This is a genomic window from Leptolyngbya sp. CCY15150 (assembly GCF_016888135.1).
In the GTDB taxonomy this organism is placed as follows: domain Bacteria; phylum Cyanobacteriota; class Cyanobacteriia; order RECH01; family RECH01; genus RECH01.
Genome location: NZ_JACSWB010000112.1, coordinates 1 through 25376 on the forward strand (window position 1 = coordinate 1; position 25376 = coordinate 25376).

At 47.5% G+C, this 25376-nt stretch carries 17 protein-coding genes; 7 read left to right on the forward strand and 10 right to left on the reverse strand.

Translation table 11 applies throughout. The features are described from left to right. Window positions 1-267 precede the first annotated feature (267 nt). Together JUJ53_RS01400 and JUJ53_RS01405 are read right to left on the reverse strand one after the other, a co-directional pair. Window positions 268-729 carry a hypothetical protein gene (locus JUJ53_RS01400; protein ID WP_204150195.1) on the reverse strand — a complete coding sequence of 154 codons (462 nt, stop codon included), beginning with the start codon at window positions 727-729 and terminating at the stop codon, window positions 268-270. A 359-nt stretch (window positions 730-1088) separates the two neighbouring features. Beyond that, window positions 1089-1739, reverse strand: a complete 651-nt coding sequence (locus tag JUJ53_RS01405) for a hypothetical protein (RefSeq protein ID WP_204150196.1) — start codon at window positions 1737-1739, stop codon at window positions 1089-1091. A 123-nt stretch (window positions 1740-1862) separates the two neighbouring features. Here JUJ53_RS01405 and JUJ53_RS01410 point away from each other — a divergent pair, with 123 nt between their 5' ends. The 3 genes from JUJ53_RS01410 (at window position 1863) to JUJ53_RS01420 (ending at window position 5780) form a co-directional block, all read left to right on the forward strand. Then, window positions 1863-2273, forward strand: a complete 411-nt coding sequence (locus JUJ53_RS01410; protein WP_204150197.1) for a GPW/gp25 family protein — start codon at window positions 1863-1865, stop codon at window positions 2271-2273. After that, window positions 2227-4665 carry a putative baseplate assembly protein gene (locus tag JUJ53_RS01415; protein ID WP_239124688.1) on the forward strand — a complete coding sequence of 813 codons (2439 nt, stop codon included), beginning with the start codon at window positions 2227-2229 and terminating at the stop codon, window positions 4663-4665. Before JUJ53_RS01410 ends, JUJ53_RS01415 begins: the two co-directional genes overlap by 47 nt. Before the next feature lie 65 nt (window positions 4666-4730). Further along, entirely contained in the window at window positions 4731-5780 is a 1050-nt protein-coding gene (locus JUJ53_RS01420; RefSeq protein WP_204150198.1) for a phage tail protein, read from the forward strand. Here the strand turns inward: JUJ53_RS01420 and JUJ53_RS25400 are convergent. From JUJ53_RS25400 to JUJ53_RS01430, 3 genes are read right to left on the reverse strand one after another with little or no spacing between them, the layout of a single operon-like run. After that, window positions 5764-5913 (reverse strand): DUF6760 family protein, encoded by a 150-nt coding sequence (locus tag JUJ53_RS25400; RefSeq protein ID WP_343327870.1) that lies wholly within the window; start codon window positions 5911-5913, stop codon window positions 5764-5766. The genes JUJ53_RS01420 and JUJ53_RS25400 overlap by 17 nt on opposite strands. Beyond that, window positions 5907-6272: a phage tail assembly protein gene (locus JUJ53_RS01425; RefSeq protein ID WP_204150199.1), complete on the reverse strand. Its 366-nt coding sequence runs from the start codon at window positions 6270-6272 to the stop codon at window positions 5907-5909. The genes JUJ53_RS25400 and JUJ53_RS01425 overlap by 7 nt, the downstream gene beginning before the upstream one ends. Before the next feature lie 24 nt (window positions 6273-6296). Next, entirely contained in the window at window positions 6297-8120 is a 1824-nt protein-coding gene (locus tag JUJ53_RS01430; RefSeq protein ID WP_204150200.1) for a tetratricopeptide repeat protein, read from the reverse strand. Window positions 8121-9209: 1089 nt separating this feature from the next. Here JUJ53_RS01430 and JUJ53_RS01435 point away from each other — a divergent pair. The 4 genes from JUJ53_RS01435 (at window position 9210) to JUJ53_RS01450 (ending at window position 17258) form a co-directional block, all read left to right on the forward strand. Further along, window positions 9210-10697, forward strand: coding sequence for a pentapeptide repeat-containing protein (locus JUJ53_RS01435; RefSeq protein WP_204150201.1), 1488 nt, complete (start codon window positions 9210-9212; stop codon window positions 10695-10697). Window positions 10698-10762: 65 nt separating this feature from the next. Next, the gene (locus tag JUJ53_RS01440) at window positions 10763-11995 is read left to right on the forward strand and encodes a hypothetical protein (RefSeq protein WP_204150202.1); all 1233 of its coding nucleotides are present in this window, start codon (window positions 10763-10765) and stop codon (window positions 11993-11995) included. Between the two features lie 167 nt (window positions 11996-12162). Further along, window positions 12163-14556, forward strand: a complete 2394-nt coding sequence (locus JUJ53_RS01445; RefSeq protein ID WP_204150203.1) for a hypothetical protein — start codon at window positions 12163-12165, stop codon at window positions 14554-14556. Between the two features lie 587 nt (window positions 14557-15143). Continuing rightward, window positions 15144-17258, forward strand: a complete 2115-nt coding sequence (locus JUJ53_RS01450; RefSeq protein WP_204150204.1) for a hypothetical protein — start codon at window positions 15144-15146, stop codon at window positions 17256-17258. Window positions 17259-17397: 139 nt separating this feature from the next. Here the strand turns inward: JUJ53_RS01450 and JUJ53_RS01455 are convergent, their stop codons facing one another. The 5 genes from JUJ53_RS01455 to JUJ53_RS01475 form a co-directional block, all read right to left on the reverse strand. Further along, entirely contained in the window at window positions 17398-17619 is a 222-nt protein-coding gene (locus JUJ53_RS01455) for a hypothetical protein (protein ID WP_204150205.1), read from the reverse strand. After that, window positions 17619-18050, reverse strand: coding sequence for a hypothetical protein (locus tag JUJ53_RS01460; protein ID WP_204150206.1), 432 nt, complete (start codon window positions 18048-18050; stop codon window positions 17619-17621). Before JUJ53_RS01460 ends, JUJ53_RS01455 begins: the two co-directional genes overlap by 1 nt. Next, window positions 18010-19239: a YbjN domain-containing protein gene (locus JUJ53_RS01465; protein ID WP_204150207.1), complete on the reverse strand. Its 1230-nt coding sequence runs from the start codon at window positions 19237-19239 to the stop codon at window positions 18010-18012. Before JUJ53_RS01465 ends, JUJ53_RS01460 begins: the two co-directional genes overlap by 41 nt. A gap of 367 nt (window positions 19240-19606) precedes the next feature. Next, complete coding sequence (locus tag JUJ53_RS01470; RefSeq protein WP_204150208.1) at window positions 19607-20164, reverse strand: hypothetical protein; 558 nt, start codon at window positions 20162-20164, stop codon at window positions 19607-19609. A 9-nt stretch (window positions 20165-20173) separates the two neighbouring features. Then, entirely contained in the window at window positions 20174-24601 is a 4428-nt protein-coding gene (locus JUJ53_RS01475) for a DUF4157 domain-containing protein (RefSeq protein ID WP_204150209.1), read from the reverse strand. Window positions 24602-25376 lie beyond the last annotated feature (775 nt).

Here is a 25376-nt window from a genome sequence, read left to right on the forward strand (position 1 = left end):
TTGGATCAACTAACACTGGAGCAGGTTGCATCAGTTTCTGCCTACGACTTTATCCTGGAAGCACTGTTCTATGCCGCCTCACATTGAACTGGTATTACATACAATAGTAATTCATGTCATGCATAATTCAACTGACCCAGCAAAACGTAAATCTAGGTCAATGTAACGTGAGGTATCCATGACAACAGCGGTAGGCAAGACTGAGAAAGGTAAAAAGCTGAGGGGCGATCGCTCCTTTGTGACCCGAGGGCGATCGCCTTAGATATATTACGACGTTGGAGTCGAGTTTGGATCAGGGCTTGGAGAGGGAGGAACAGACGATGTAGTAGGGTTAGCCGTAGTTTGTGCGGCTGGGCTAGATGCTGGAGTCTTGTCCTGAACTGGGGGCTTTTCTGGCAAACCTAACTGCGTACGTGCTTGAGCGATCACAGAGCTAACGCTGCTTTGCCCGACTGCCAATAGAGCCTTACCAGTTTCTGAGGCAATTTGATCACTCTCAGTTTTCTGCAAAGAGTTGAACCACTGTCTGGCACCGCGACCAGCACTGATGGCTGTTGTATACAGCCAATCTCCAAAGACCAAGACTAGGCAAAGGGTTAGCCATAGCAGAATTGCTGTTTCCTTAATAATTATCCAGGTGACAGCGATCGCTTGACGATAGGCATGAATTGTTTCAGCAGACGCGATCGTTTGCCCAACTTTCGCTGCTTGTTCTTTCAGTTGCTTCATTGCACTATGTTCCACCATGAAAGAAAGTGTTCACAGAAATCATGAATGATCCGTTTTGATCAAATCACAGAATTGCCCCAAATTGCATTGAAACTTAACGCCATGATCAGTTTGACGGAAACATTTTTGTTTATCGCCTAACAAGTAGACTTCATCGGAATTAGAAAAAGTAATCAATGCTTAACCCGAAACCGCTTGATCTTATAGCTACCACGTCTATTTGGATGTCGAGCAACTAATTATCAATAAAGTCTAGTTTTCCTGATTTTGCCTTCTTAAGTTGAATAGATACTCCTTGCAACTCTCACTTTATCCCTCTTTCAGAATTGAAGAGGTTGAAGGATAGCTCATGTAGCTTTTTAACTAGACTTAACGTGAGCCGTTGGTTTGAGTAATCCATAGGTTGATCCTAAGTCAGCGATCGCTCTCTTGAACGACTCAAGACGCTGCTGTTCCTGCAACCCTGTCCGGTCTGACATATCTAGATGGTGCTGGACTGCTAATAACCCTTGTTCAACATCTAGTAATTGCTTCAGCACATCAAGCTTTTGGTCATGATCAATCCGCAAGGACAAAGCTCGACTTTGTAACGTTTTAGTCGCTTGGTATAAACGCGTACAGTCTCGCTGCATCGTACGCCGCCGTTCTACATCCGCAATTTTTTTTAGCAGGACAGAAAAGCCTATCCGCCATTGGTTGAGATCAGAACGCACCTTCTTCACAGATGCAGAGGGAATAGTCTCTCCTCGACATTGCTGAATAATGCGGTCTAGCTGCCCTTGACTGCTGCATACTTCATCCTGAAGTGGATCGGGGAGTGATTCAGCCGTTAGATCAAGGATGCGATCGCGTATGTGTTCACAGCTATGGGCGATCGCATCCATTTGAGCTACGATATTGCGCAGTGATGTCACGGATTGTTGCTCTAAACTGCTGGAATTCAATCGCAACAAAGCTTGAGCTTTTGTATCAAGTTGATCCAAAACTTGCGACAGATCTTTAACATTCATAGACTATGATGGTCGATACGTTGATAAAATAGTGAAAATTATTGATATTGTTATTGAAGCACTGTGTTTAGAATGCTACCCAGTGTTTAGTATAGGCCCAATACCATAACCCTACCTTGCATTATGCCCTCTGGAAAGACCAATCGATCCAATAGCTATGTCGGTGCGGGTTTTGCCTTTCCCATTGAAACGAATGTGCAGGGCAGCATCAAGCTCAGCAGCGATTCACCGAATATCGAAGAATCGATCAAGATCATTTTAGGCACAAAATTAGGAGAACGAGTCTATCGTCCCAATTTTGGCTGTCGGCTTGCCGAGCTAGTCTTTGAGCCCATGAATACTCAAACGCTACTGCTCATTCGCCTCTATGTGGAAGAAGCGATTACCCTTTGGGAGCCACGCATTATTGTAGAAAATGTCATGACAGAACCAGATCCTGTGGAAGGGAAAGTCACGATCGAAATTTTCTATACTCCCAAAGGTACCTATGACAGCCGCAGCATGGTCTATCCTTTCTACCTTCAGCCGGAGTAACCTCATGCCCGACCCAGAATTTCGGGAATTTAACTTTCTTCCCAATCTACCTAAGTCTAATCTAGACGATCGTACGTTTGAAGACTTAGTGCAAGAATGTATTCTGCGGATTCCGCGCTACTGCCCAGAGTGGACAAATCATAATCCTGGGGATCCGGGCATTACCCTCATTGAGTTGTTTTCTTGGTTGGTTGACCAAATGTTGCTGCGGTTCAATCAAGTGCCCCGCCGCAACTATGTTGCTTTTTTGGAACTGCTCGGCATTCGGCTGCAGCCCCCGTCGGCAGCTCATGTAGACTTAACCTTTTACCTAACCAAAGCGACCCATCAATCACCGTTGCGGATTCCCATATACACAGAAGTTGCAACCATCCGCACGGAATCTGAACCGGCTGTTGTCTTTACAACCGATGATGAGTTAATTATCGGACAACCCCAAATTCAAGGACTCTTTACAGCTCGACAAACCGAACACATTCCTACCTCTAGGCAGTTTTCCGTTGCATTACAACGATCTGAGAATACCCAATGGGATAATTTGGGAGAAGTGACGCTATTTGAAGATTGTAATGTCAATAACTGTTTCTATATCGTATTAGCGCCAACCAATCCTACAGACCGCTCGTTAGCGGCTCATGGAACCTATGGCAATGGCAGCAACGGTCAGTCGGTCAACACGATCCAGGATTCGATTACCGGAAATATTTTGTCCCTACGATTCAAAGGAGTCATTGCAGGCACCACAGGGATTAATCCCGATGATCCACCCTTGTCTTGGCAGGTTTGGGATGGTGAAGACTGGCAACCAGGTATTTTACGAGAGCTACAGGACGATCGCACCAAAGGCTTTAGTTTCCACGAACTACGTCAGCAGGGCATGAATGCAGAGCAAGTGGGCGCTGATGTGATTTTGCATTTACCCCAAAAGTGGCCGACAACAGATTTTGGCACCGGTTGCCAGGGGCACTGGATTCGCTGTGTCTATCACCAATCAAGAGAGACCCAGTATCCCTACAGTCGATCGCCTAGTATTCGCAGCATCAGTGTCAGTGCCATCGGCGGGGTAATTCATGCGAGTGAATGTGTTCGAGTCAAGCATGAACTGCTGGGGGTGAGTGACGGCAAGGCAGGACAGGTGTTCTATCTACAAAATACGCCGCTGATTCAGTGTGATGCCCATGAGCATATTCAGGTGAAATATCCCGATGGTCGGGTGGAAGATTGGCAAGAAGTGTCTGATTTTGGCAACTCCCATGCTAATAGTCGTCACTATATGATGGATGCTCAAAATGGCATGGTGCAGTTTGGCCCCCTGATCCGAGAACCCAATCAACTCCAGAAGCAAACCCGCGATCGCAGCCATCAACTGCAGCCTTGGGGAAAACAGATTCGTCATTTATCTCGATCTAGTCATTCCTTAGATGCCCCATTGCTCTCCGCAGATTCAGAAAGTCAGCAATACCAAGAATGGCAATATGGACAGGTGCCGCCCTTGGGCGCAGAGATTTATATGACCGCCTACCGCGTTGGTGGTGGCAGTCGGGGTAATGTGCAAAAAGAGACGTTGAATGTTCTGCGGACGGCTATTCCCTATGTCAAACGCGTCACGAATTATAATCCTGCCCAGGGTGGACAAGAGGGAGAGCGGTTAGATGAAGCCGTCATTCGCGTACCGGAGGTGTTACGAAGCTCTCAAGCCGCCGTGACTCCCGCTGATTTTGAAGCGATCGCTCAACAAGTGGGTGCCGTCTACCGAGCCCATTGTCCACCCACCCGCAGTGAGCGAGGAGATATCCCAGGACTGGTACGTTTGTTCATTGTCCCCTTGCCGCCGGGTGCCGATCCTCGCTCAAGTGACTTCCGGCAAGCCTTTCCCTATGGTATGGATCCCGATCAATGTTTTAAGCTAGACGTTTTAGGAACCAAGACGCGAGAGCACCTGAATGCGGTGTTGGATGAACGTAAGCCCCTCGGCATTCAGGTGAAGTTAGATACTCCTGTCTATGTTGGGGTTAAGGTCATAGCAGAAGTATGGTTAGAGCCAGCCTACAACCACCCGCAAACCCGCCTGGATATTCAGTCGCGACTAACGGCACTGCTCTATCGGTTTATCAATCCCATTACCGGAGGTTTCCAGCAAACGGGCTGGGAACTTGGACGTCCACTCAGTACCTCAGATGTTGTGGCATACTTACAGGATGTGCCCGAGGTGCGATACGTGGGAGCCGTCAAGCTATTTCCCATCCGTAAACTAGCATCTCAGCCGGAATGGATTCAAAGCGATATTCCTGAATTGGCGATCGCCCCTGGAGATATAGGTCTATTTTGCTCCTGGGAAAACCATCAAGACAATGTGTCGAAATTTGGTCATGATATTCACTTGATGGATTAACGTACCCTGCGCTCTTCCGCCTTCTATCTTTGGCCTGCTCTTTCCTCCCTTCTACCTTCTCCCCCATGACTCAATCCGCTGCCCGCCCAACCTTTCCCCTAAAACTGGTGTCCTTAAAGCTGCCAGACGTGGTGAGTTGGATGGGACGGCCTCAACAAGTCGTGGAGGACAATGCTCTTTTGATCCTTCCAGGGCAAGTGTCAGAAATAGCGGTAACCCTTAAAAATGAAGGATCACGCGTTCTCAGATGGACGTTAGAACTATCTGGCGATTTCCCCTCCGAGTGGCAACAGTGGCAACAATCATCCCCCATAGACATTCAGGCTGGCACAGAGGTGCAAACCTATCTCAATTTCTATGTGCCGCCCAATTTTTTTGAAGCGCAGGATGCATTACTATCTGAATCTCATATCGAGAACACCTATCAAGGTGTCTTGAGCCTCTACTGTGTGTATGGCGATGATGAGCCAGATACCTCAACCCTAGATTATTTTGAAGAGCATAAGCAACTAGTTGGCTACCAAGCCTTTCGGCTCTGTGTACGTCCCGGATGTTCCTACCTAGATTTCTTGCCGCAGATCTATCAGGCTTCAGACTTCATGGGCCGCTTCCTGATGATCTTTGAGGAAGCCTTTGATCCCACCATTCAATCCATGGACACCCTGTGGGCCTATTTAGATCCATTAACTGCACCCCGTGCTCTACTGCCCTTTCTATCTAAATGGGTGGCATGGGATCTAGATGCACGCTGGACGACTAAGCAACAGCGGCTGTTGCTGCGCCATGCCGTGTCGCTCTATCGTCAACGAGGCACAAAGCAAGGATTACGGCGTTATTTACATATCTATACAGGCTTACCTTTAGAGGAACCTGACTGCCCCGAAGAGGAAAAACGAATTAGCATCGTGGAAGACTTTAAGGCAGGCTTTGTCTTTGGCGACGCTCATCTTAACCAAAGTGCCATGCTGGGAGGTGGTCGTCCCTACCATTTTCGGGTCACCCTGCGGCCAGATAGTGCCGATCAACTGGATGAACCCTTGGTGCGATCGCTGATTGAGGAGATAAAACCTGCCTTTTGCACCTACGATCTACTGATTTTTAATGCAATCCCCTAAGCTTGCCAATTTCTTGAATCCAGCGTCGTCGCTCCAGATGATTCAACTCAAGAATATCATTGAGCGACCAATGGAAATAAAAGGCTACACAGGCTACCTCCTCATGGATTTGGGATGAGGGGTAGCCTAGGATTCCCCCGCCAAAGACATCTCGACATTAAACGCTGCTTGGCATTGAGGGCATTGCACAGACAATTGTGCATGACCCTGTTGATTAATACGATTGTAGAACTCACGTAGATAGGCCAGGTCTAAGGTGAAAAGCTGTTCCATGTCGTCCACCGTGACCGTCGGTAAATCACCTAATTGCGTGATGACCCGCGAGAGCATCATTAACACGCCATAGGCTGGATTCTTCTGTACACGCGGATCGCGCTGCACCTCCAGCTCATCTTTAGCCGTCGCCATGCGCATAACACCTTGGATATGGCGATTGCCGTTTGCATCTAACAAGCCTCCCGGTAGGGTGAACTTAAAGCTTGGCGTGACCATCTCAATACCTCATGGATAGGTGACCTAGAAAAAGCGATTACATTGATTCGGGCTATAGGTAGGTGTATCAATCTCGCTAAAAATGTAGTTTTCAATCACATAGGTGCGACAGTGTTCAGCGAGAGTGGAAGTGGGGTTTAGGTTGAGGGCCAAATCAAAACGAGCGATCGCTTCCTCCGTATTTCCCTGGCCCGTCAGCGCAATGCCCTGACCAATTAAGGCACTCACATCCTCGGGCTGCAAGTAGCTTGCGTAGGCGAAGGCTTGGAATGCTTCACCAAATAACCGTTGACGCAGGGCAATCAACCCTTGATTATACCACCCCGCCTGGGAGGCTGGATTAAGACGAACAGCCTCCTGACTAACGCCATATCCTTTCGCCAAGGCGCTGTTCGTATCCTCCTCTGTAGATGCACTAGGATCTCTGGCCAACACCTCTGACCAGAGCAGATAGGCCACGGATTGATTGACATAGATATCCGACAACGTGGTGGATGGAAGTAGGAGCACACCCTGTGCCTGCACCTCTAGGGTCTGATCAAGAGCTATTGTGTAGGCTGCGACTGCCGTCTCATAACGCCCTAGAGACGATAAAATTCGTCCACGATTATAGTTGGCAATAATTTGTTCTCGATAGAGCAACAACAGCGGCTCTGGATAGCTGCGCTCAAAGGTATTCTCCCCTTCCAACACTGCCTCATCATACTGAGCTAGGGCAGCGTCAATAGCGGCTAATGCTTCCCCATGACGCTGTAAGCGCCACAAGCTCACTGCTTGGTTATTCCAGCCCAGACCGTAGCCGGGTTCGCGGTCTACTGCCCGCTGCGCAGCAGCTAAAGCATCATCATACTGTTCTAATCCTAGTAAGGATGCACTTTGTTGACTCCAAGCATAGGCAGAATGCAGCGATCCCCAGCGTTCATCGCCCAGTAAGGCTTGCTCACAGGCCGCTAGGGCAGTCTCGTAATCACCCAGTGCATTCAAGACCCGACAGCGATGGGTAGAGGCTAGGGAACTGGTGGCATTGATCGTTAAGGCGCTGTCGTAGGAGCGAAGAGCCCGTTCGTAGTCTCCGAGCTGTTCTAGGGCAAGGCCTTGCTGAATCCATAGGGTCGTATCATCAGGACGAATCGCCAAGGCTTGTTCATACAGGGCGATCGCCCGTCGGAGTCCATCACCCAGGTTGTTAGACGTTATGCTCCTGCCCAATGCAGCCAGTTCTTCGGGATCGGTGATCGTACAGGTAGCCAGGGCCGCATAGTTACCCAGATCGGCTAGTACACTACACCGTTCAGCAATGGATAATGGATCATCTGGCTCTAGGCTAATTGCTCGATCAAAGGAAGACAGAGCTGTTTCTAATCGCCCCAGTTGCCGCAGGGCCAACCCCCGGTAATACCAGGCAAAGGCGGGAGAATCCGTGCCCCAGTTACCGTCGATTCTTAACGCCTGCTCACAGAAATCGACTGCTTCTTGATAGCGATCGAGATGGAAATGGGACGCACATTGACGGGCGATCGCTAGGGAATAATTGGGAGATTCCCCAATCACCCGGTTCAACGAAACGACCGCTTCTGCATAGTGACCGAGGTGAAACAGCGCCTCACTGCGCGTTGCCCAAATCTCCACATTATCGCGCCTCGGTTTTAAGGTAAGAGCTTCTTCGCAAGCTGCCAAGGCATCTTCATATTGACGCTCTTCTCCCATAAGCAAGCATTGTTCTGCCCAAAAATCAAAATCTTCTAGCTCAAAACTTGGCCGCTCAGCCTGGGCCCAATACTGAGGCCCATATCCTGGTTCTTGGCTTGCATCGATCGCTAGCACGTTGGATTGCGCTGGGTTTGTCATTCCATCCCAGACCACCAGGCTACCCAAAAGGGCGATCGTACCCAAAACTGTTGAGGTGCTACACCATGACGATCCCTTCATCCCATTCCCTTATGCCTTGATGATTAAGCAACACCGTCACACTGGTTCAAGTTAGTCCAGTGGTTGATTCTTCAAGCCCAACACCTCCGCCCTATCACCCCCATGCTGGGGAAAAGTAGAGCAACCCTATGACATTCCAAAGGCGATCGCCCCCAAGACGGCATCGAGACAGATTGGCTCTGACGTTGTACGTCCACAGATGATGATGCTCAAAGCTCTATAAATCCTGATTCTATGGATTGTGCTAGTCAAGGATAGCGCTAGCAAACGCCAAGCAGACTGCAAGACTTGAAGTTACAGACTAACTCAATTTTTTGTGATGTTCCAATACTGCCATAGATAGTGATGAAACGCTAACGCGACGCCATACTGGCCCAGAAAGATTAATAGAAGTTTATTAATTCTGTACCCATCCATGTAGCATCGAATACCATACAAGAAAGACTTGGATAATAACCTGCATCAGGTTGACTATATGTTGACTACATTGAGTTTAAGGTTTGACTGGACTACGTTAGGGGCGATCGCCTCCTATTGCCGAAATCATGACATGCTTATATATACTGTTTATGGCAATGGATATAAAATTACGTGAGAGGATGAAAAAAGTTACACTTATCGATTAACAATACTCAAACTTAGTCATAGATCATCAAGAACTGGGGTAACCTTGACAGAAATTAACTTAGAATTCAGGATGTTTGCGTAAAGTAGTACCCGATTGGGTGCATATATAGTTAGGACTGGCTAGATCAATACATGATACGCATAGCAAGTTTGGACGTTGCTGAATAGTAGTGCGACTCTGCCAGCGTTTGCAGGAGGTTTTAGTACTTCCAGTTCGAGGCTTACACTCTAATTCAGCAACACCCAAGTTTGTTATAGTCTTGGACATCCTGCTCAGTTTCATGTGTTAATCATGACCATGCGATGGATTCAGTTCACCTTCAATCCCCATGAGCTATGAACACTGCTCCTCCTTTCAGGTATTCCTGGACTTGGCACACTTTGCACTGCCTATCCATCATGGCTGGCTTAGCCGTAGCCGTGGGGTTACCATTCTTGATGAAATCTCCTGCCCTAGCTCAAGAAGAATCGTCTAGAGTCTTGAGGCTGCGGGAGACTCGTGACTGTGGTAGCTGTAGTCTCCGTGAGGCAAGGCTTAGAGATGCTTATCTACGAGGGGCTTACTTACGCAATGCCGATCTACGCAATGCTGATTTGCGCGGAGCTGATCTCAAAGATGCTTATTTGCAAGGGGCTGACTTGCGCGGTGCCGACTTACGCGACGCCGATCTACGTGGTGCTGACTTGCGTGGTGTGCGGTTGGATGGAGCAAATCTGACCGGAACCCGAATTGATACCAATACCCAATTAGCGGCTGAATGGTGTCAGGCCTGGGAACTGATCAATACCCCTAACATAACCCCCGATGCCATGACTGCTAATCAGGCTTTAGCTATTCCCTGCTGGAGCGAGACAGCGCACGATGCAAGGGCCGCTGATGAGTTTGCCATGGTTCTTCCATCCGGCGTGAATCTCAGTCATACGAACCTGGAAAATCTCACATTGGATGAGGATAGCGATTTAGAAGGCGCTAACTTGAGTAGTGCAAATTTATCAGGATCTGTCTTAAACAATGCAAATCTTCAGGATGCAGACCTAGCCTTTGCTAATTTGCAAGACGTAACGTTATATGGGGTCAACTTTGAAGATGCTGATCTCAGTGCTGCCGATTTATCAGGCAGCATTTTAATTGAAGGAAACTTTGAGGATGCCATTTTAGATCACGCTAATCTTGAACGTACATTGCTCAACTCAGCCAACTTAGAGGATGCTAGTTTACGGTATGCCAACTTAACCGATAGTATCTTAGTGGATGCTAATCTAGAGGACGCAGATCTATTTGGCGCAAATCTAGGTCGAGCCAATTTCACCCGAGCAACTTTAGAAGATGCTAATGTACGGGCTGTTCGCCTCAATTCTAGTACAGTATTCTTCAATGCTGATCTGCGCGGGACAGATTTAGGCGGAGCCAATCTTCAAGGTGTTGATTTAGGGACTGCAAATCTTGTACGCGTTGATTTGAGCGGTGCTACCTTGCGCAATGCTAACTTGCAAGGTACCCAATTGCAGCGGGCAGATTTAGTTGAAACCGACTTGAGCGGCAGCGATCTGAGCTATCTAGATCTAACGGGTGTCGATTTACAGGGCGCTAACTTAGCTGGAGCTAACCTCAGCCATGCCATCTTACATCGAGTCAATTTAGAGGGTGCAAATCTACAGGGAGCCGATTTAACCCATGTGGACTTAGCAGGATCTAACTTGAGAGAGGCTAATTTAGAACGGGCAAATTTAACCAATGCTGACTTACAAGGGGCTGACTTACAAGAAGCTAATTTGTTAGGGGCGACCCTTGAAGGCATCCAATTCGACCGAACTAATTTATGTAGTGTCATTCTACCGAGCGGGATTCCCTATCCTAGTTGTGATTAGGGTTCGTTGTTTTTTATGATTGACAACCCTTTGACTTTAGCGTAACTACATCTACATCTATCCCGATGGCTAATTCTCAGTTTTCTCACCTTTCCCCTGAACCTCTACATCGGCTATCTGTCTACGATGGACTGATGTTGAATGCTGAGCGTTGGTTGATTGCCCATGACTATCATCGTCGCCGGCAGAATTTACATTACCAAGCGCTCCATCTTCCGGGAATTGTCTATGGATTAGGAGTACGGGTGATTGAACCACCTGAGGATAGCTCAGGGAGCTATCGCAACCAAGATCGCAATAGGCAAGAACAGCGATGGATTGAGGTGCAGCCTGGAATGGCCATTGATACGGAAGGCAATCCTATCATTGTGGATGCAGATACCGATCGCACCTATCGAATTGCAGCTAAAGCTCCCGAGAGGGGTACTCGTACCGTCTATATTGTTGTTAGCTATGTTGAACCAGATTCCCTAGAGCGAAAGTCTCAGGAAATGGCGATCGCTGAACGATTTCGCCTAGATCAAAAAACAACTCCACCAACTCAGCGAGAGGTGGAGTTGTGTCGAGTGGTACTGACACCGGGAAAGGTATCATTATCCCGTCCTCAAGATGTATTTGCTCCTGCATCAAACCAACTCGACTTTCGATATCGTTGTCTAGCCCAAGTCCGCGCTCAGGGAACGGTCAACGTAGCTTCGCTTTCGTCTTGGTCTAATCAAACTGCTGAGAATTTTGAGTATTTGGTGCGATCTCTGCCTGCTCTCTATCCTCAACTCCAAGGGCAGGTGAGGGCAGAACCCTTGGCAAATGAGGTAGAAAGGCTTCCGAAGGTGCCATCCATTGCTCACCTTATGGCTTATGAGTTGCTATATCTAAAAGCCAAGGACTTTATATCCTTCGAACCTGAGGGTTTGAAATGTATTCAGGTGTTCCTCAGTCAGGGCGGCGTGATTTTGGTAGGCCTACCTGACGATGATTCTGACGTAGAACAATATGTGCAACAACGATGGCAAAACTCTCTCAAATCTTGGACAGACTTACCGATCAATCATCGTTTACGAACACAGCCCTTTGTCTTTACACAACCGCCCACATTAGGTCAAACGGTGCTAAAGTTGCTCATGGTCGGAGGATTTATCTGTATTAAAGAGCGTTTTCTAGATGCCTGGGGCATTCGTGGCAGCTATTCACGGGAAGACACTCGCACGGCCCATGAATTTGGCATTAATCTGCTCCACTTTGCCTGGCAGCGTCGGCATTTAAATGAGTTAGTGCAATGGTCAAATTCTGGACAATAGGTTAGTTTTATCGTGGCTGGTCTTGTAAGTAGCGCAATGGTTTGAGAATAAAGGTCTCATACATATAACTCTAACTATGTAAGAGCCACAGTGCTCTGTAGCTTAGGTGAGTAGATCGACGAGTTGAGGGTTGGCGTGGCAATGTATCTGCACAGAGGGTGGAAGCCGTGACTGATTTAGTGAAATTAACCGTCTCCAAGCAGCAGGTACATCTTGTTCCTGGCAGTTCAACGCAGTTTGAAGCCGCTAATTCGATTGATGAGCGTGAATTTGAGGTGACGGTGGTCAACACTAGCGATCGCTTCGCTAGTTTTCAAATTCAGCTTACGAATGCTCAAACTCAGCTCCAGCCTGGGGGGATTGATGCGGATGAAAATGATCAGTGGTATACCGTTGAACCAGAAATCTGTGCAAAAAAGCCACCGGGCGATCGCACCACCTTTCGGGTTGTTATTGTCAAATCACCGCTGCCCGTCTATGACAGCAAACTGCAGCTTCAGATCCGGGTTCTATCCGCTGAATTTTCCTCATTGAATGCCGTTGCTTCTATTACGCTAGACATTGGGCGATCCGGCAAATCCTTGCGGCTCTACCTTCCCCAAGAAAATCTCAGTGTCTATCCTGGCGATCGCCTCAATATTCCAGTGCTGATCTATAACCTCAGCCCAAAATTTGCCCATGTTCGCCTGAGTTTAACTGGTTTAGACGAGAATTGGTTTTTGGAGGGCACAGCAAAAACTGTTGAAATTCCACCGGGAGATTCTCAAGATGTCATCTTCTATTGCAGTCCACCTAAAACACCGCATATTCTCAGCCAGGTATATGACTTTCAGGTGGAAGCGGAGGATCAGGGACGTAGTACAGCAGAAGAAGCTGGTACATTAGAAGTCTCTCCCTATGGTTTTGTGGAATGGGGCTGTCGGCAAAAAATGTTGACTATCTCCCACCGCCATCGTTTAAGGCAGCAGCAACAAGGCGCTCAGTTTACGTTCTTTCTGCGCAATCTGAGTAATCTAGCCCAGCGCATCGACCTTCGCATCGTGGATCTGCGCAATGACCAGCAACAAGACGCCGAAGCTTCCACCATTACTCTGCCCTCCAGTCAAGAAGGAGAGACAACTTGGTCGGTCTTCCACCCTCGCCGCTGGTTAGGGAGGATACAACATATTCAATACGAGGTGACCCCAACTCTTACCCACCCTAATTCTGGCGAGCCGAGCGCTCCCGTCCATATCCAACCCAAACCCAGTAGCCAGGTGGTTGAGGTACAGATCTTACCTATCGTGCCTCTATGGTTGCAACTGGGGGGAGGTTTATTGGCATTATTATTATTGATATTGCTGTGGTGGAATAATCCTAGGCGTTTTCATACTGCTCCGGTGACGGCCGTACGAATTATTGGCAACGAAACCACGGTACTCAGTGGCTCTCGGGATCAAAGCATTCAGCGCTGGAATGTCAATCCATTTGCGTTGGGTGTTGAGGGACGGCGCTTGCGGCACCAACAAGTACTCACAGATGCACTACCCCATGCGGTACGGGTAATTCGGGAAAGTCCCTTTCGGGAAGGTCGTATTGCTATTGGACTGGATACTGGAGCGATTGTATTATGGGAAGTCAGTCCACCTCGACAGGTAGAAAATTTTCGGTTTGACGGCAGCGATCGCATTTTTGACTTAGATTTTACTAAGGATGGGCGTTATTTATTCAGTGGCCATGGTAGCGGAAATGTGCGCCAATGGGACTTAACATCGGGTGGAGATAGCTCAACGCCCTTCAAACAAGTCTCTATTGACTCTGTCTCAGCTTTGTCCGTTATCGATCCGATTGTACTTGATAGTTCTCGCCGTAACGATGACTACCTACTTGCCATTGGTGGGCAATATAACCAACTTAGTTTCTGGGACTGGGAGCAAGACGTTCTCTTTCAGGCAGACTATCAGTATATAAACGAATCAGATGAAAATCAGGCAGCGATCGCTCCCGTGTCTGGCCCATATCAATATATGAATAGCATCGCCGTCAATACCAATAATACCGTTATGGCAACCGCTGATAACCGCGGCTATATCACCCTTTGGAATATTCAAAAACTACGCCAATGTATTCAGACACAAGCCAACAGAGCCAATCTATCAGGGCGACAAGGTAGTTCTCGAACTCTAACCCAGACTCTTGATTGTAACTGGACAGATGAAATTTATACTGATCAATGGCAGGTGCCAGGACTTGCTCATCAGTCTATTCGCTCCTTAGCACTATCAGATAATGGATGTTATTTGACAGGTGTTGGCGATACAGGACAAGTCTTTCTATGGATGCTGACTCGTGATGGGGAGCGATCGCCCCAGTTTCCTGATGCACAAATTCTAGCGAACTTCCCTAACACATCCTTAAGCAGTGTCGATATTAACCAGCCCGATGATCATTATCTCTACATAGCCTCTGATGCGCCCAACCATCAAGTTAGGCTATATCGTTATCCCGTGCCAGCAGATAATCCCTGCTCTAGTTCCTCCCCTGCCCATCTTGTAAATGTCGAATCCAGTGAGAGCTTATGACGATTAGTGGAGTTCAACCCAAAAACTTGCTCGTTGATGTTCAGGGAAGCAACGAAGGCGCAAAGCCAGGTGGTACTTCCATTGAGCGCAGCGTAACGATCCGCAATCGAGGGAAGATCGAAGCTAGCATTGATCTGTGGATTATGCCTAGTGATGCGCGATCGGCCCCTGTGGCTCGCTGGTGTACCTTCAGTCAACCCCTGCCAATTCGCATCGCACCAGGCCAGTCTCAAGACATATTACTTCGATTTAATGTACCTCAGCACGCTGAGCCAGGTTTCTATAACTATGACATTTCGGTACAGTCTATTCAGTATCCTGGGGAGCAAATTCAACGGGCCCAACAACTACGGGTGTTTCCCCTAGAGCAAGAGGCCGAGCTGCGTAATGAACCGAGCTTTTTTCTATCTCCACCCACAGACTCAGATCATCCCTATGAACTCAATGCCGCCTCGACGCTGGATATAACGATTACCGTCGAGAATCATTCGAAGCGAGTCGATCGCTTTTTTCTATCTTGTCCAGAACTTGATCCAACGTGGTTCACCCTAGACTATCCCGAGACCGAGACGGATATTCCAGGACTCATGAGTCGAACCAATAGTCTTCAGTTAAACCCTAACGAGTCTGGTGAAGTTACCCTTAAGCTGCATCCCCCTCAATATGTTGCTGCAGGTCATTATTCATCCACCATTCGCCTAATCTCATCAAATCGAGATGATTTAATACTGTTAGGAATTTTCTATCTCAATATCCTATCGGATGATCGACTAGCTGTTGACCTTCAGCCATCCTCTCGAAAAATTCCTAATCCAGAGTCTTCATTTACATTATCTATTGGCAATCCAGGTAATATTCAACGAGAATTGATCATTCGGGCTCAGGATGAAGATAAAGTTTTTAACTATACTATCGAGCCTGAATCTATTGTTTTAGAGCCCAGTGCAACTCAAGAGATTAGCGTTACGCCACGTGTGAGAAAATCGTGGCAGCGTCCTTGGCGAGGCAATGGTAAAACCATCCAGTTTCAAATCGTCATCGAGAATCAAATGATTCATCGAGATGAGACGCTGGATGAGGCTGATTATCCTGCCGTACCAGAACCTATCGCCGCAAGTCTAGTATGGCAGAAACGTCCGAGCTGGCTGCGCTGGTTTCTAATTTCTCTCCTCATTTTATTAATTCTAACCGGGGCATTCGTCTTGGCTCGATGGCTATTGCGCATTCTGGTCATTGAACCTAGCTTAGAGCCTAGCATTACTGAATTTATTGCAACAGAGGAAACCTACCAAGTTAGAGGAGGTAACCCAATCCGCCTAAACTGGGAAATTGTCAATTACCAAAAGGTGAATCAACTAGAGGTAACCTATCTTAATCGGGATACAGGCAGCCAAGAACTTCAGTTCACGCTTGTACCGCAGGAAATCAGATCGGAATCTTCAGATATTACAGTAGATGCATCTAACCTATTGAGCATTGAAGGCGGCTATGGACGTCTGAAAGGACAATGCAGTCAACCGCAACCCTACAAACTTAACCCCTTAGTTTCCCTACTGCTCAAGCTTTATAGGTATAATGAAGACCTGAGTGCTTCGCCAACCATGATCCAGTGCCGCAGTATTGAGCTGAGCCCTGCATCTGACATCAATCAATCATCCTTGGCAGATGCCGATGAATTGGATGGACTTGTTGAGGATGAAAGAGATGCACTACCAGCTTTGAGTGCAGGAACCTATGATGTTGTGCTCAATGTTCGCAGAGGTGATGCGCAACAAGCCTCTGCGGAAGAACAATCTCCGATAAAAGAAGAAGTTTCAGCTATCACCATTACACCCGCTGATCCTCCTGAAATAGTATATTTTTACTCGAAAGTTCCTATTTATCGCCAAAGGAGTGAACGTCCTTCCGCGCCTACGAATGAGCTACGAGACGTGTCATCTCAGCCTCAATATCCTGATGCTCCAGTGACGCTCAATTGGATTGTCAATAGTCCACTTGATATTGAGTCCATTGAAATTAGCTTCATCCACATCACTCCAGATGGCAAAATTAATGTCCGACCGCCTGAATCGTATTTAATGGGGCGCAATGGTATTCCTATAGGACTAGAAGAGCAATGTGATGACAGTCAACGACGGCGATTGGTCTGTAATAGCGTTCCTACGGATGCAGAGGAGCCAGGGGAGTATGTTTTTACACTCTCTTTAATCATGCGTGATGAACGAGACTTAGATGCCATTGTTCAAGATGCAGAGGCTATTCAAATTTTCCCTCCATCCCCTGTCATTACTGCTTTTCGCGTTAATGGGCAAAGTGCCGCTGACTATCCACAGCAAGTCCATCAAATGAATGCGGCAAGACAATCGATTAATATTCCCGTAGAGTGGGAGGTGGAAAACCGTGAAGATGTGACCGTTGAACTATTGCCTACACCGGGCGTGATCGACGGAATCGACATAACTAGGATGATGTATAGTCTGAGTCCTACTCCTGGGCAGACAACGCTGACGCTGCAGGTTACAAATTCTGTAGGAGAGATTGATCGCCAATCAGTTGTGATTAACATCGCAGATTTTGTTCCAGCCGAGGCAAATGCAGCACCACCTTTTGTGGTTCCGCCGCCTCCAGGGTTGCTAGAGCCACCTCCATTGTTTGACCCAAGTGACTTACCTCCGATTCAAATTCCTCCCCGACCTCAATAACTGAAGTGCTGCTGAGATCATGGGTATCATCACCGGTCAAGACCTGATTGGCAGCGATCGCTCTCTATCCAGCAGCAGCAGGGTAGGTGTTGCTGAACGTTAAGGTTCAGATTCAACGAGGGCGATCGCTTCTTGGGCATCAAGGTGCTGTTGAGCGATCGCTCTCCATCCACAAGCAGCAGGGTAGGGGTTGCTGAACGTTAAGGCTCAGATTCAACGAGGGCGATCGCTGCTTGATCATCAAGGCTCTGTTGAGCGATCGCTCTCTATCCACCAGCAGCAGCAGGGTAGGTGTTACTGAGTAGCTGAACGATGGAACGTTAAGGTTCAGATTCGACAAGGGCGATCGCTGCTTGGGCATCAAGGTTCTGTTGAGCGATCGCTCTCTATCCAGCAGCAGCAGCAGGGTAGGGGTTGCTGAACGCTAAGGCTCAGATTCAACGAGGGCGATCGCTTCTTTGGCATCAAGGTTCTGTTGGGCGATCGCTCTCTATCCACCAGCAGCAGCAGGGTAGGGGTTGCTGGGTGGCTGAACGATGGAACGTTAAGGCTCAGATTCAATGAGGGCGATCGCTTCTTTGGCATCAAGGTTCTGTTGAGCGATCGCTCTCTATCCACCAGCAGCAGCAGGGTAGGGGTTACTGAGTAGCTAAACCATAGAACGTTAAGGCTCAGATTCAACGAGGGCGATCGCTCTCCATCTACAAGCAGCAGCAGGATAGATGTTACTGGGTGGTTAAACCATGGAACGTTAAAGCTCAGATTCAACGAGAGCGATCGCTTCTTGAGCATCAAGGTTCTGTTGAGCGATCGCCACCAGTCCTGGCAAATAGCTATCTATGGTTAACACATTAACATAAACCAACTGCTTGACCATCTCTGTAGTGAGCGTTCCCCCTTCTACATCAATGCTGGTCTTGTAGCGAATCTGGCCATCGCTCCAGTCCATCTCAAAGTTGCCAATGATTAGGCCGTAGTTGGCACGGGTAATGAATTCGGCGATTGCACGTCGTTTGTCTAGTGGCACTTGAGCAAGACAGACAGAATAAAATATGAGTTGTTGCTTTTCTTCTATTGCTTGAGCAAAGCAATTATACCTGCCATTTTTACCCTGAGCCGACAATTGTAGAATATCGAGATCCATGATTGGAGAAAAATTAAAATTGTTGTCTTTGAGAAAGTTAGTTACTAACCCGAGAATTGACTGACTATTAGGAAAATCATTGATATCTTGTTCGTCAGATTCTGTTGACTGGAGCAGATCATTTAATTCCTCAGAGGACAATATAGAACTATCCTCACCCGTAATTTTTAGGAGGTCAGCAAATTGGCTAATTGATTCAACAGCTATTTCCTTGGCGATATTGCCTAAAGGTAGATCATTGATACCTAAGTCTTGAAACAGAGCAGTTACACTTTCAATCAATCCGTCGTGAGAAGAGTCCATCACGGAAGTGCCCAGCGAACTTGAATAAGACCATATGGTTCGATAGCCTACCTCACCTGATTTCTGAGATTGTCTTACTGACAAGACCAGCCAACTTTCAGTAGCTAACAAAAAGTTTGATAATTTGGGTTTATCAGACAATTTTTCAGTTTTAACGAGTTCTGACTGATCAGGATTCATTAACTGACATTGATTCAAAAGGTACGCTGCTGCTTCATTAGCGCTTGTGGCGTGTTTTTGGAGATGAGGTAGCAAATCGGGTTTAAGGCTCACTTCAATTTGAATAGGGAGTGACTTCTGAAACTTGCAGCTATTGCCGGAAATACGTGCATCTGATTCTAAGTTGAATAGAGCCTTAATATCAATATGTTGGTACACTTTGAAGTCGGTTTTAAAAGTAAGACGACACTCAATAATTTCATCATCTTTTCTGGGTAGTGTCAAGTTGACTGCATATACGGTTAATGGAGAGTTTGAAGCGTCGTACAGAGTTAGGTTAGCATTTATGTAACAAGTTTCTGTTCTTGCAGTCATACAGAATTACCTCTAAGCTTATTCGTATCTACACAAGTTGCAGTTGCTCTCGCTGAATCTTCACTACGTCGCTCTCTAAAATATCTTTGATAGGTGATTGTACAGTAAGTAGGTCGTGAGAAATAAGCTGGCGCAAAATCGCTTGCAACCCTTATTCTGCCGTGAAAGCTAGCTTGGTTTAATTAACCCGTTCTACTTAACAAAACACGAACTCTGTCATCGTTTCGGACACCTTCATCCGCTTGCTGGATAGTTCAAACAAACTATATTCCCTAAAGCCTTGTCCCACAAAGGTTGCGGATTCCTGAGGAGAAGGCTTGCCCAATCGGAGTGGACGAAACGATGATTAACACCCGAAACACAGACCTCAAAAGATTGGTGGCGCGATGTAGTTATCTTGGTCTTCAAATAAACAGTTATATACAGTTACAGTTCCTGTCTCAGCTAGTTCCAGCTTGATGTCAGGAACTAGCTGAGACAGATAATTCCGTGGCAGTTGTTTAAAGCTGTGGTACTCTGCAAACTGCTGCGCCCGCTGTAGCATCTGGACATGTAAAGGGGTTTCTGGTTCTATTGCCTGCTCACTTACTTGCCCATTATTATCCAGTTCTCTACACAATACTTGCGACCAGTAGTACGGTAGCACTACTGACAATTTGAGCAGAATACTGTATTTTTGACCGCCGACCTGGCGAATGAGTCTTTCTTCTCCTGCCAGTGATCCTGGATTATAAAATATGCCTTTGTGTAGCAAAATCTCGTATGTATGGCATTTGCTGTAGTTGAAATCATCAGTCCAGTTATAGACTGGGTAACCAACAAACTCAGTCTGAAGTTCCCGATCCCACTCCTGTGGATTAGCTGTAGGGTCCATAACTGTGTCCCACTTTTGATGAATTTCATTGATAAGTGATTTTAATGTCATGCGCTATTTTTATTCTTGTTGCTTACTTCCATTAAGATTATCAAAAATACTTGCGCCTAATGGAACTGGGAGGTTATTCAATCCTTGGTTGGCAATACCTTCTAGTGCTGTTGGTGGACGGTGGTGTGGTACACCATGAATCAATCCCTGTCCATCCATATGAACCTTGATTGAATTCTCGCCGTTCGTCCCAACAACATAACCAGGTCTATAAGACCGTGCTTGCGATTGACCTGGTACTGGTTGTCCTTTCTGCCATGCATTCTGGGTTTCAAATACATGATCCACTCCTGACCTCCATTGGGATTTGTCTGATGTGTTATTCGGATGTCCAAGCATATGCTTTCCTTGTTTGCCAGCATCTACTGGTGGGGCACCGCTTACTTTATTGGTGACTGGTGTCTGCTTATTGTTGGGAAGGTCGCTGGTATTGTTTTTACCCCAGCCCGGGCGAGCAGTTCCCGTTGGTCGTGATCCTGGCACTTTAGGATTTCCTCTGCCACCGCCAAATCGTTGCCAAAAACTACCACGTATTGGATTGGCAATTGATTTTGGCAACCGATTGCTGATGCGCTTATTCATCCCACGTGCGAGGAAGAAGCTGGCTAATGTGCCAACCCCTTCTCCGACCGCTAGTCCTCTTTGGAATGGGCTAAGACCTTCCTGCGTAACTCCTCGATGGATAGCTGTGAGTCCGGTTAGGTCTAGTAATGCCATTCCAAAAGTACCCCCGCCTCCTTCTGCACCAGCTTCCTTCCGAGCTTGATACGCCTGATAGATGCCATACGCCAGTAAACCAAGACCGACGACAGCTGCAACTATCTTGGCAACTAGAAGTGATACACCAAGAGCAACTAGACCAGCAATTAAAACCTTGAAGCCAACGATAACTACAACAACTAAAGCAAGGACAGCAACAATACCAATAACAAGCCCTGCAACAAATCCAGCAATATCCTTGAGTTTTGCTTGGATTGGATGATCGTGCCGCCATGCTGCATCTCTGGCAGCCTCTTGCATCTTGCCGTCCAGTTGCGATAGCGCTTCACCATTCTTTGCCAGTCCCTTATTGACTGCCTCGGCCACTTTCAAATCCGCTGCTTGTAAGGTTTGGTCAAACCCCTGAACCAGTTCTTCCAGAGCTTCACTAAGTTTAGTCTCAATTTGTGTCTCAACCTCCAAAAATGCTATGTCTAAAGACTCAATCAGGTGTCCGAATCCCGCATCGACCTCTACGACTAAGCCAGATAGTGCTGTTTGATTCAACTCAGTAATAGCTTGGAGTAGCTGATTGGTTTGCTGCTCGCTTTGCTGTAAACTTTGATTGACAGATACCTCAGTTTGGTTGGACTGCTGAGTCATACCATTACTAACTTCCTGCATCCCTCCTGTCACTTCACTAGATGCACCAGTAGCAAACGATATGACTTGCTGAGCATACTGGTTGGCTTTCTCCACATCTGGCACTTCGATGCTCTGAAGTGTCTGAGAAGCCTGAGTTACGAATGGGCAAATTTGTCCAACTGCTTGCTGAGCCGATGCATTTAGGGCTGTCAGAGCTAGTTGTGTTCCACTTTGAATCTGGGTCTGTGCCTGTGGTTCAAGTGCCTGCACCCGACTGATTGCTGCTGCTTCTGAAGCATTGAGCTGAGCTATCTGTTGCTCCTGTAAACTATCCAGCTGTTGGTAAACCTGATTCGCTTGTTCCGTCAACTTGTTAATCACAGCCTGCACCTGCTCATCGACTCCATTGAGCAAGTCTGGCAAACCTTGATCAAAGCCCTGAAGTGCTTCTTGTCCTTTTTCCTTAAATTCTTTCGGAATACCTCCTGCACACTCCTTGATCGCATCTATAATTTCAGATTCTCGCCCTTCTATCTCCTTCGCTGTATCTTCAGCCACCTTTCGCACGGCTTCTGCCTGCGCTTGTCCGCGTTCATCTCCAGGATAACCAGAAGCCTTCGTCTTTCCTCCTTGACGTGCTATGTTCGCCTGGTCCGCAATTCTTCTACGAGCAGTTGCCTCATGATTAGTACGCAACTCTTCGGCAGCCGTGACATGATCCTCTACTGCGGTCTCTACCTGTCCACGATGATCGGCAAACAATTGAGTAAAGTTTGTCTTAGCCTGTTCTCCACAAGTAGTAGCTTCCGAGTTCCGGGCTTCTAAGGCGGTAGAAATTTGGGTACGGGTGGCTTGAAATAACGTTTGAAGTTGGACACGTTGGGCCGAAAATTTCTCGCGGATTGAGGCTCCATTTTGGGTAACTTGCGCCTGTATCACCTGGGATAGTGCCGCCGCATTTGCCGTCAAGGCAGCGCTAACGGTCTCAGTTTGCCCTTGGATACTTTGCCGCGCTTGTTCTGATGAGATTTCGATAGTTCCAGCAATAGCCTTTACCGCTGACCTTGCTGCTTCAACATCATATCCATCTGTCGAGTTTTGATCAGTTGTCTGTTCCGCATCTCTCTGAATAAAAGTATCTCCAGAAAGTTGATTGCCTTGATCCCAATCAGGTTGGAGTTTGCTGTCTACTAACTGACTAGCTGTATCATTTATGGGGGTCTTGCTAGATGAACTACTCCATTCAGTTGCGAAAGTGGGCTCTATTCTGTTGTCTAAACTTACAAATGAATCTTTACCCGTTAGCAAATGTGATTCGGATTGTGGGGAGATGGGCGACGCTATACTCTCAAAATTCTCTCCTTCTGGAGCTGGCTCAATTAGGTCAGTCAAAGATGGTAAGCGTTCGCCATTCATACTGACAATTTCACTTTGCATCTCGGCTGTTGCTTCTGTCGCCTGTTGTTCGACAGTTGTGGTATCTCCTAATTCTTCTATTATTTGTTGCTCAATAGTCGCTTCATCTATTTCCTCTTCAACTGTATTGGTGTCAACTGCATCTCCTTCAATAGCATCATTTTCCTGAGTTGCAATGCCCGAGGAGAGAGCAGAAGCAAAAGCCGTTATTCCACTACTACTAGTAGCTTGAGGCAAGGTTTTTGGAGCAACTTCAGGTGCAGCAGAGATTGCTGTAGACATTAGAGCTTGATCAAATGCGGGATTAGCTGATATGGAAGAAGAAGTTTCAGCAGACAAAGTCTCTGATGTGGCAGGTGCAGCAGCGGTCGTTGCTGCACCATTGCTAGCGGATTGGGGTGAGGATATTGCTGATACGCTAGCTGCTGGAGGAGAGACTTCTGATGTGGTAAAGCCCGCTGCCTTGTTGCCGTTAGCCGATTGGGGAGACTTGGATGCGGGTGCAACCGTAGCAGCTTCTGTGTCGCTAGTGCCATGACTTTCAGCAGAACGATTGGTAGGTTCTGGAGTCAAGCCCCTTCCTTGACTTTGAGGGGTAGAGTCAGCGGCAGGCGACTCGGCAGATAGCGTAGATGCTGATCGCTGGGTAGAGGGAGTAGCAGGTTCTGTTTGACTGGGGAAGTCTTGGCGCAGTTGTACACCGGAACCTTCGAGTTTCGTCTTGAGCTTATTGGGCTTAGTCTGAACGTCTCCTCCCTCTTGCTGAATCGTATGAGTCAGTTCATGGGCTAGCAATTCCTGTCCACTACTCGACCCCGGATTATATTTCCCCGAATTGAAATAAATATCGTTCCCATGTGTGAATGCCTGGGCCCCGATCGCTTGACTCATCTGCACCGAAGCCGTATCGGTATGTACCCGAACATGGTCGAAACCAGCCTGAAACTTGTTTTCAAACGATGACTTTAGCGGCTTGGGTAAGGGTTGTCCGTTACCACGCTGCCCAGACAATTGGCTCTCAAAATTGTTATCAACGGCTGGCGCTTGGGCGGTTTTTCCCTGCAATCGGGCTTGTAATTCCTCGTCCTCGCTGCCGTCGTCTACGGTCTGGCGTTGCACCAGGGGCGTAATGGTATCGGCGATCGCTTGACGATGTAGGGTATCCTCATCGGCGTCTTCCTCCACAGGTGCGGCTGACTGCATTTGGAGGTCGGGGTCTTCCTCGTCATCCGTGTCAGGCATTCGCATGACCTGGGCAGCCACCTGATCCGCCTCTTGCTCATACTGATCATTAGGCTGCCCGACCGTTAGCTTGGCCTGCACAGGAGTACCTGACTCAGACGGCTGAGCTGATTGCGTACCACGAGACAGGATGTCCAAGAAGCTTGGCTGTGCCTGAGCCCGCTCCATCCGCTGAGCCCAGACACCATCCATCTTGGCCTGTAGCGTCCCTAGCCGTTCTTGCTCGACAGGCGTAATTGTGCCAGAACTCGCTTTAAGCTGTAACCCTGTCGCCTCAAACCTATCATGGTCAAAGTCCGGACTCTCAAGGTCTTCCGAAGCTTCAGGATCCTCAGACTCTTGAACCGCAAACGGACGAGGCGCAAACTGAGACGAAGGTCTTGACAACGTTTGAGGACTTTGGGACTTAGATTGTTGGACACGCTGGAGCGGCATACTCCCACCTCGTCAGGTTTGCAGGTCTCAAGACACAAACATGGATCCTGTCACGATTAATCTTTTGATGACTACCAATATCGACTGTATGTTGACAATCTAGAGCTTGACAAAAAGTAACTTGACGCTTGGCCCGATTCCTCCATATACCCTGGATAATAATCCTAGCCCAAGCGACTATCCAACGTTAGTTTAAACATCGACTGAATGTCAAGATTAAAATCGCCAAGGTTGGCATAGCATCTGCCTACAAAAGTCGCTGTTCAGAACACCATGATGTCTGGAGGAGTATGATGAGGGGCGATCGCTCCTACCCACCTATGTTGTCTATCCTAATACTTAGGGAACTAGAGGATAAGCAGATAGATTAGCCCACAAGCTAGAGAAATTGCTCTAGGACTATGAAAGTAAAATATAGTTAACCTTCTAAATCGCAGAATGCGATAAAGTGTTGGTTGCCTGGTCAATGATTTTGTTCTGGGGGTCTTGCACAAATTGTCTTCCGCACTCACGGCATTTGAAGTTCTGTTTACTGTTATGGATTTTGCCGTTTTTGACCCCATAAGTTGACTGACAAGCGGGGCATGGGGGTTGGGAATCAGACATGAAGAGCCTTCCAGGAAAACTTTTACCTTCCTAGCTTTAAATCTTCAGGGCTACCGAAAGCACTTCACGTTCCGGTAGTGGATTAACGTAAAGGATAGAGAAAAACAAGGCATTGCCGTCGCATTGCTCGATTCTGAGGGAGTAGGCTCCATGACAATTGAGATGACCT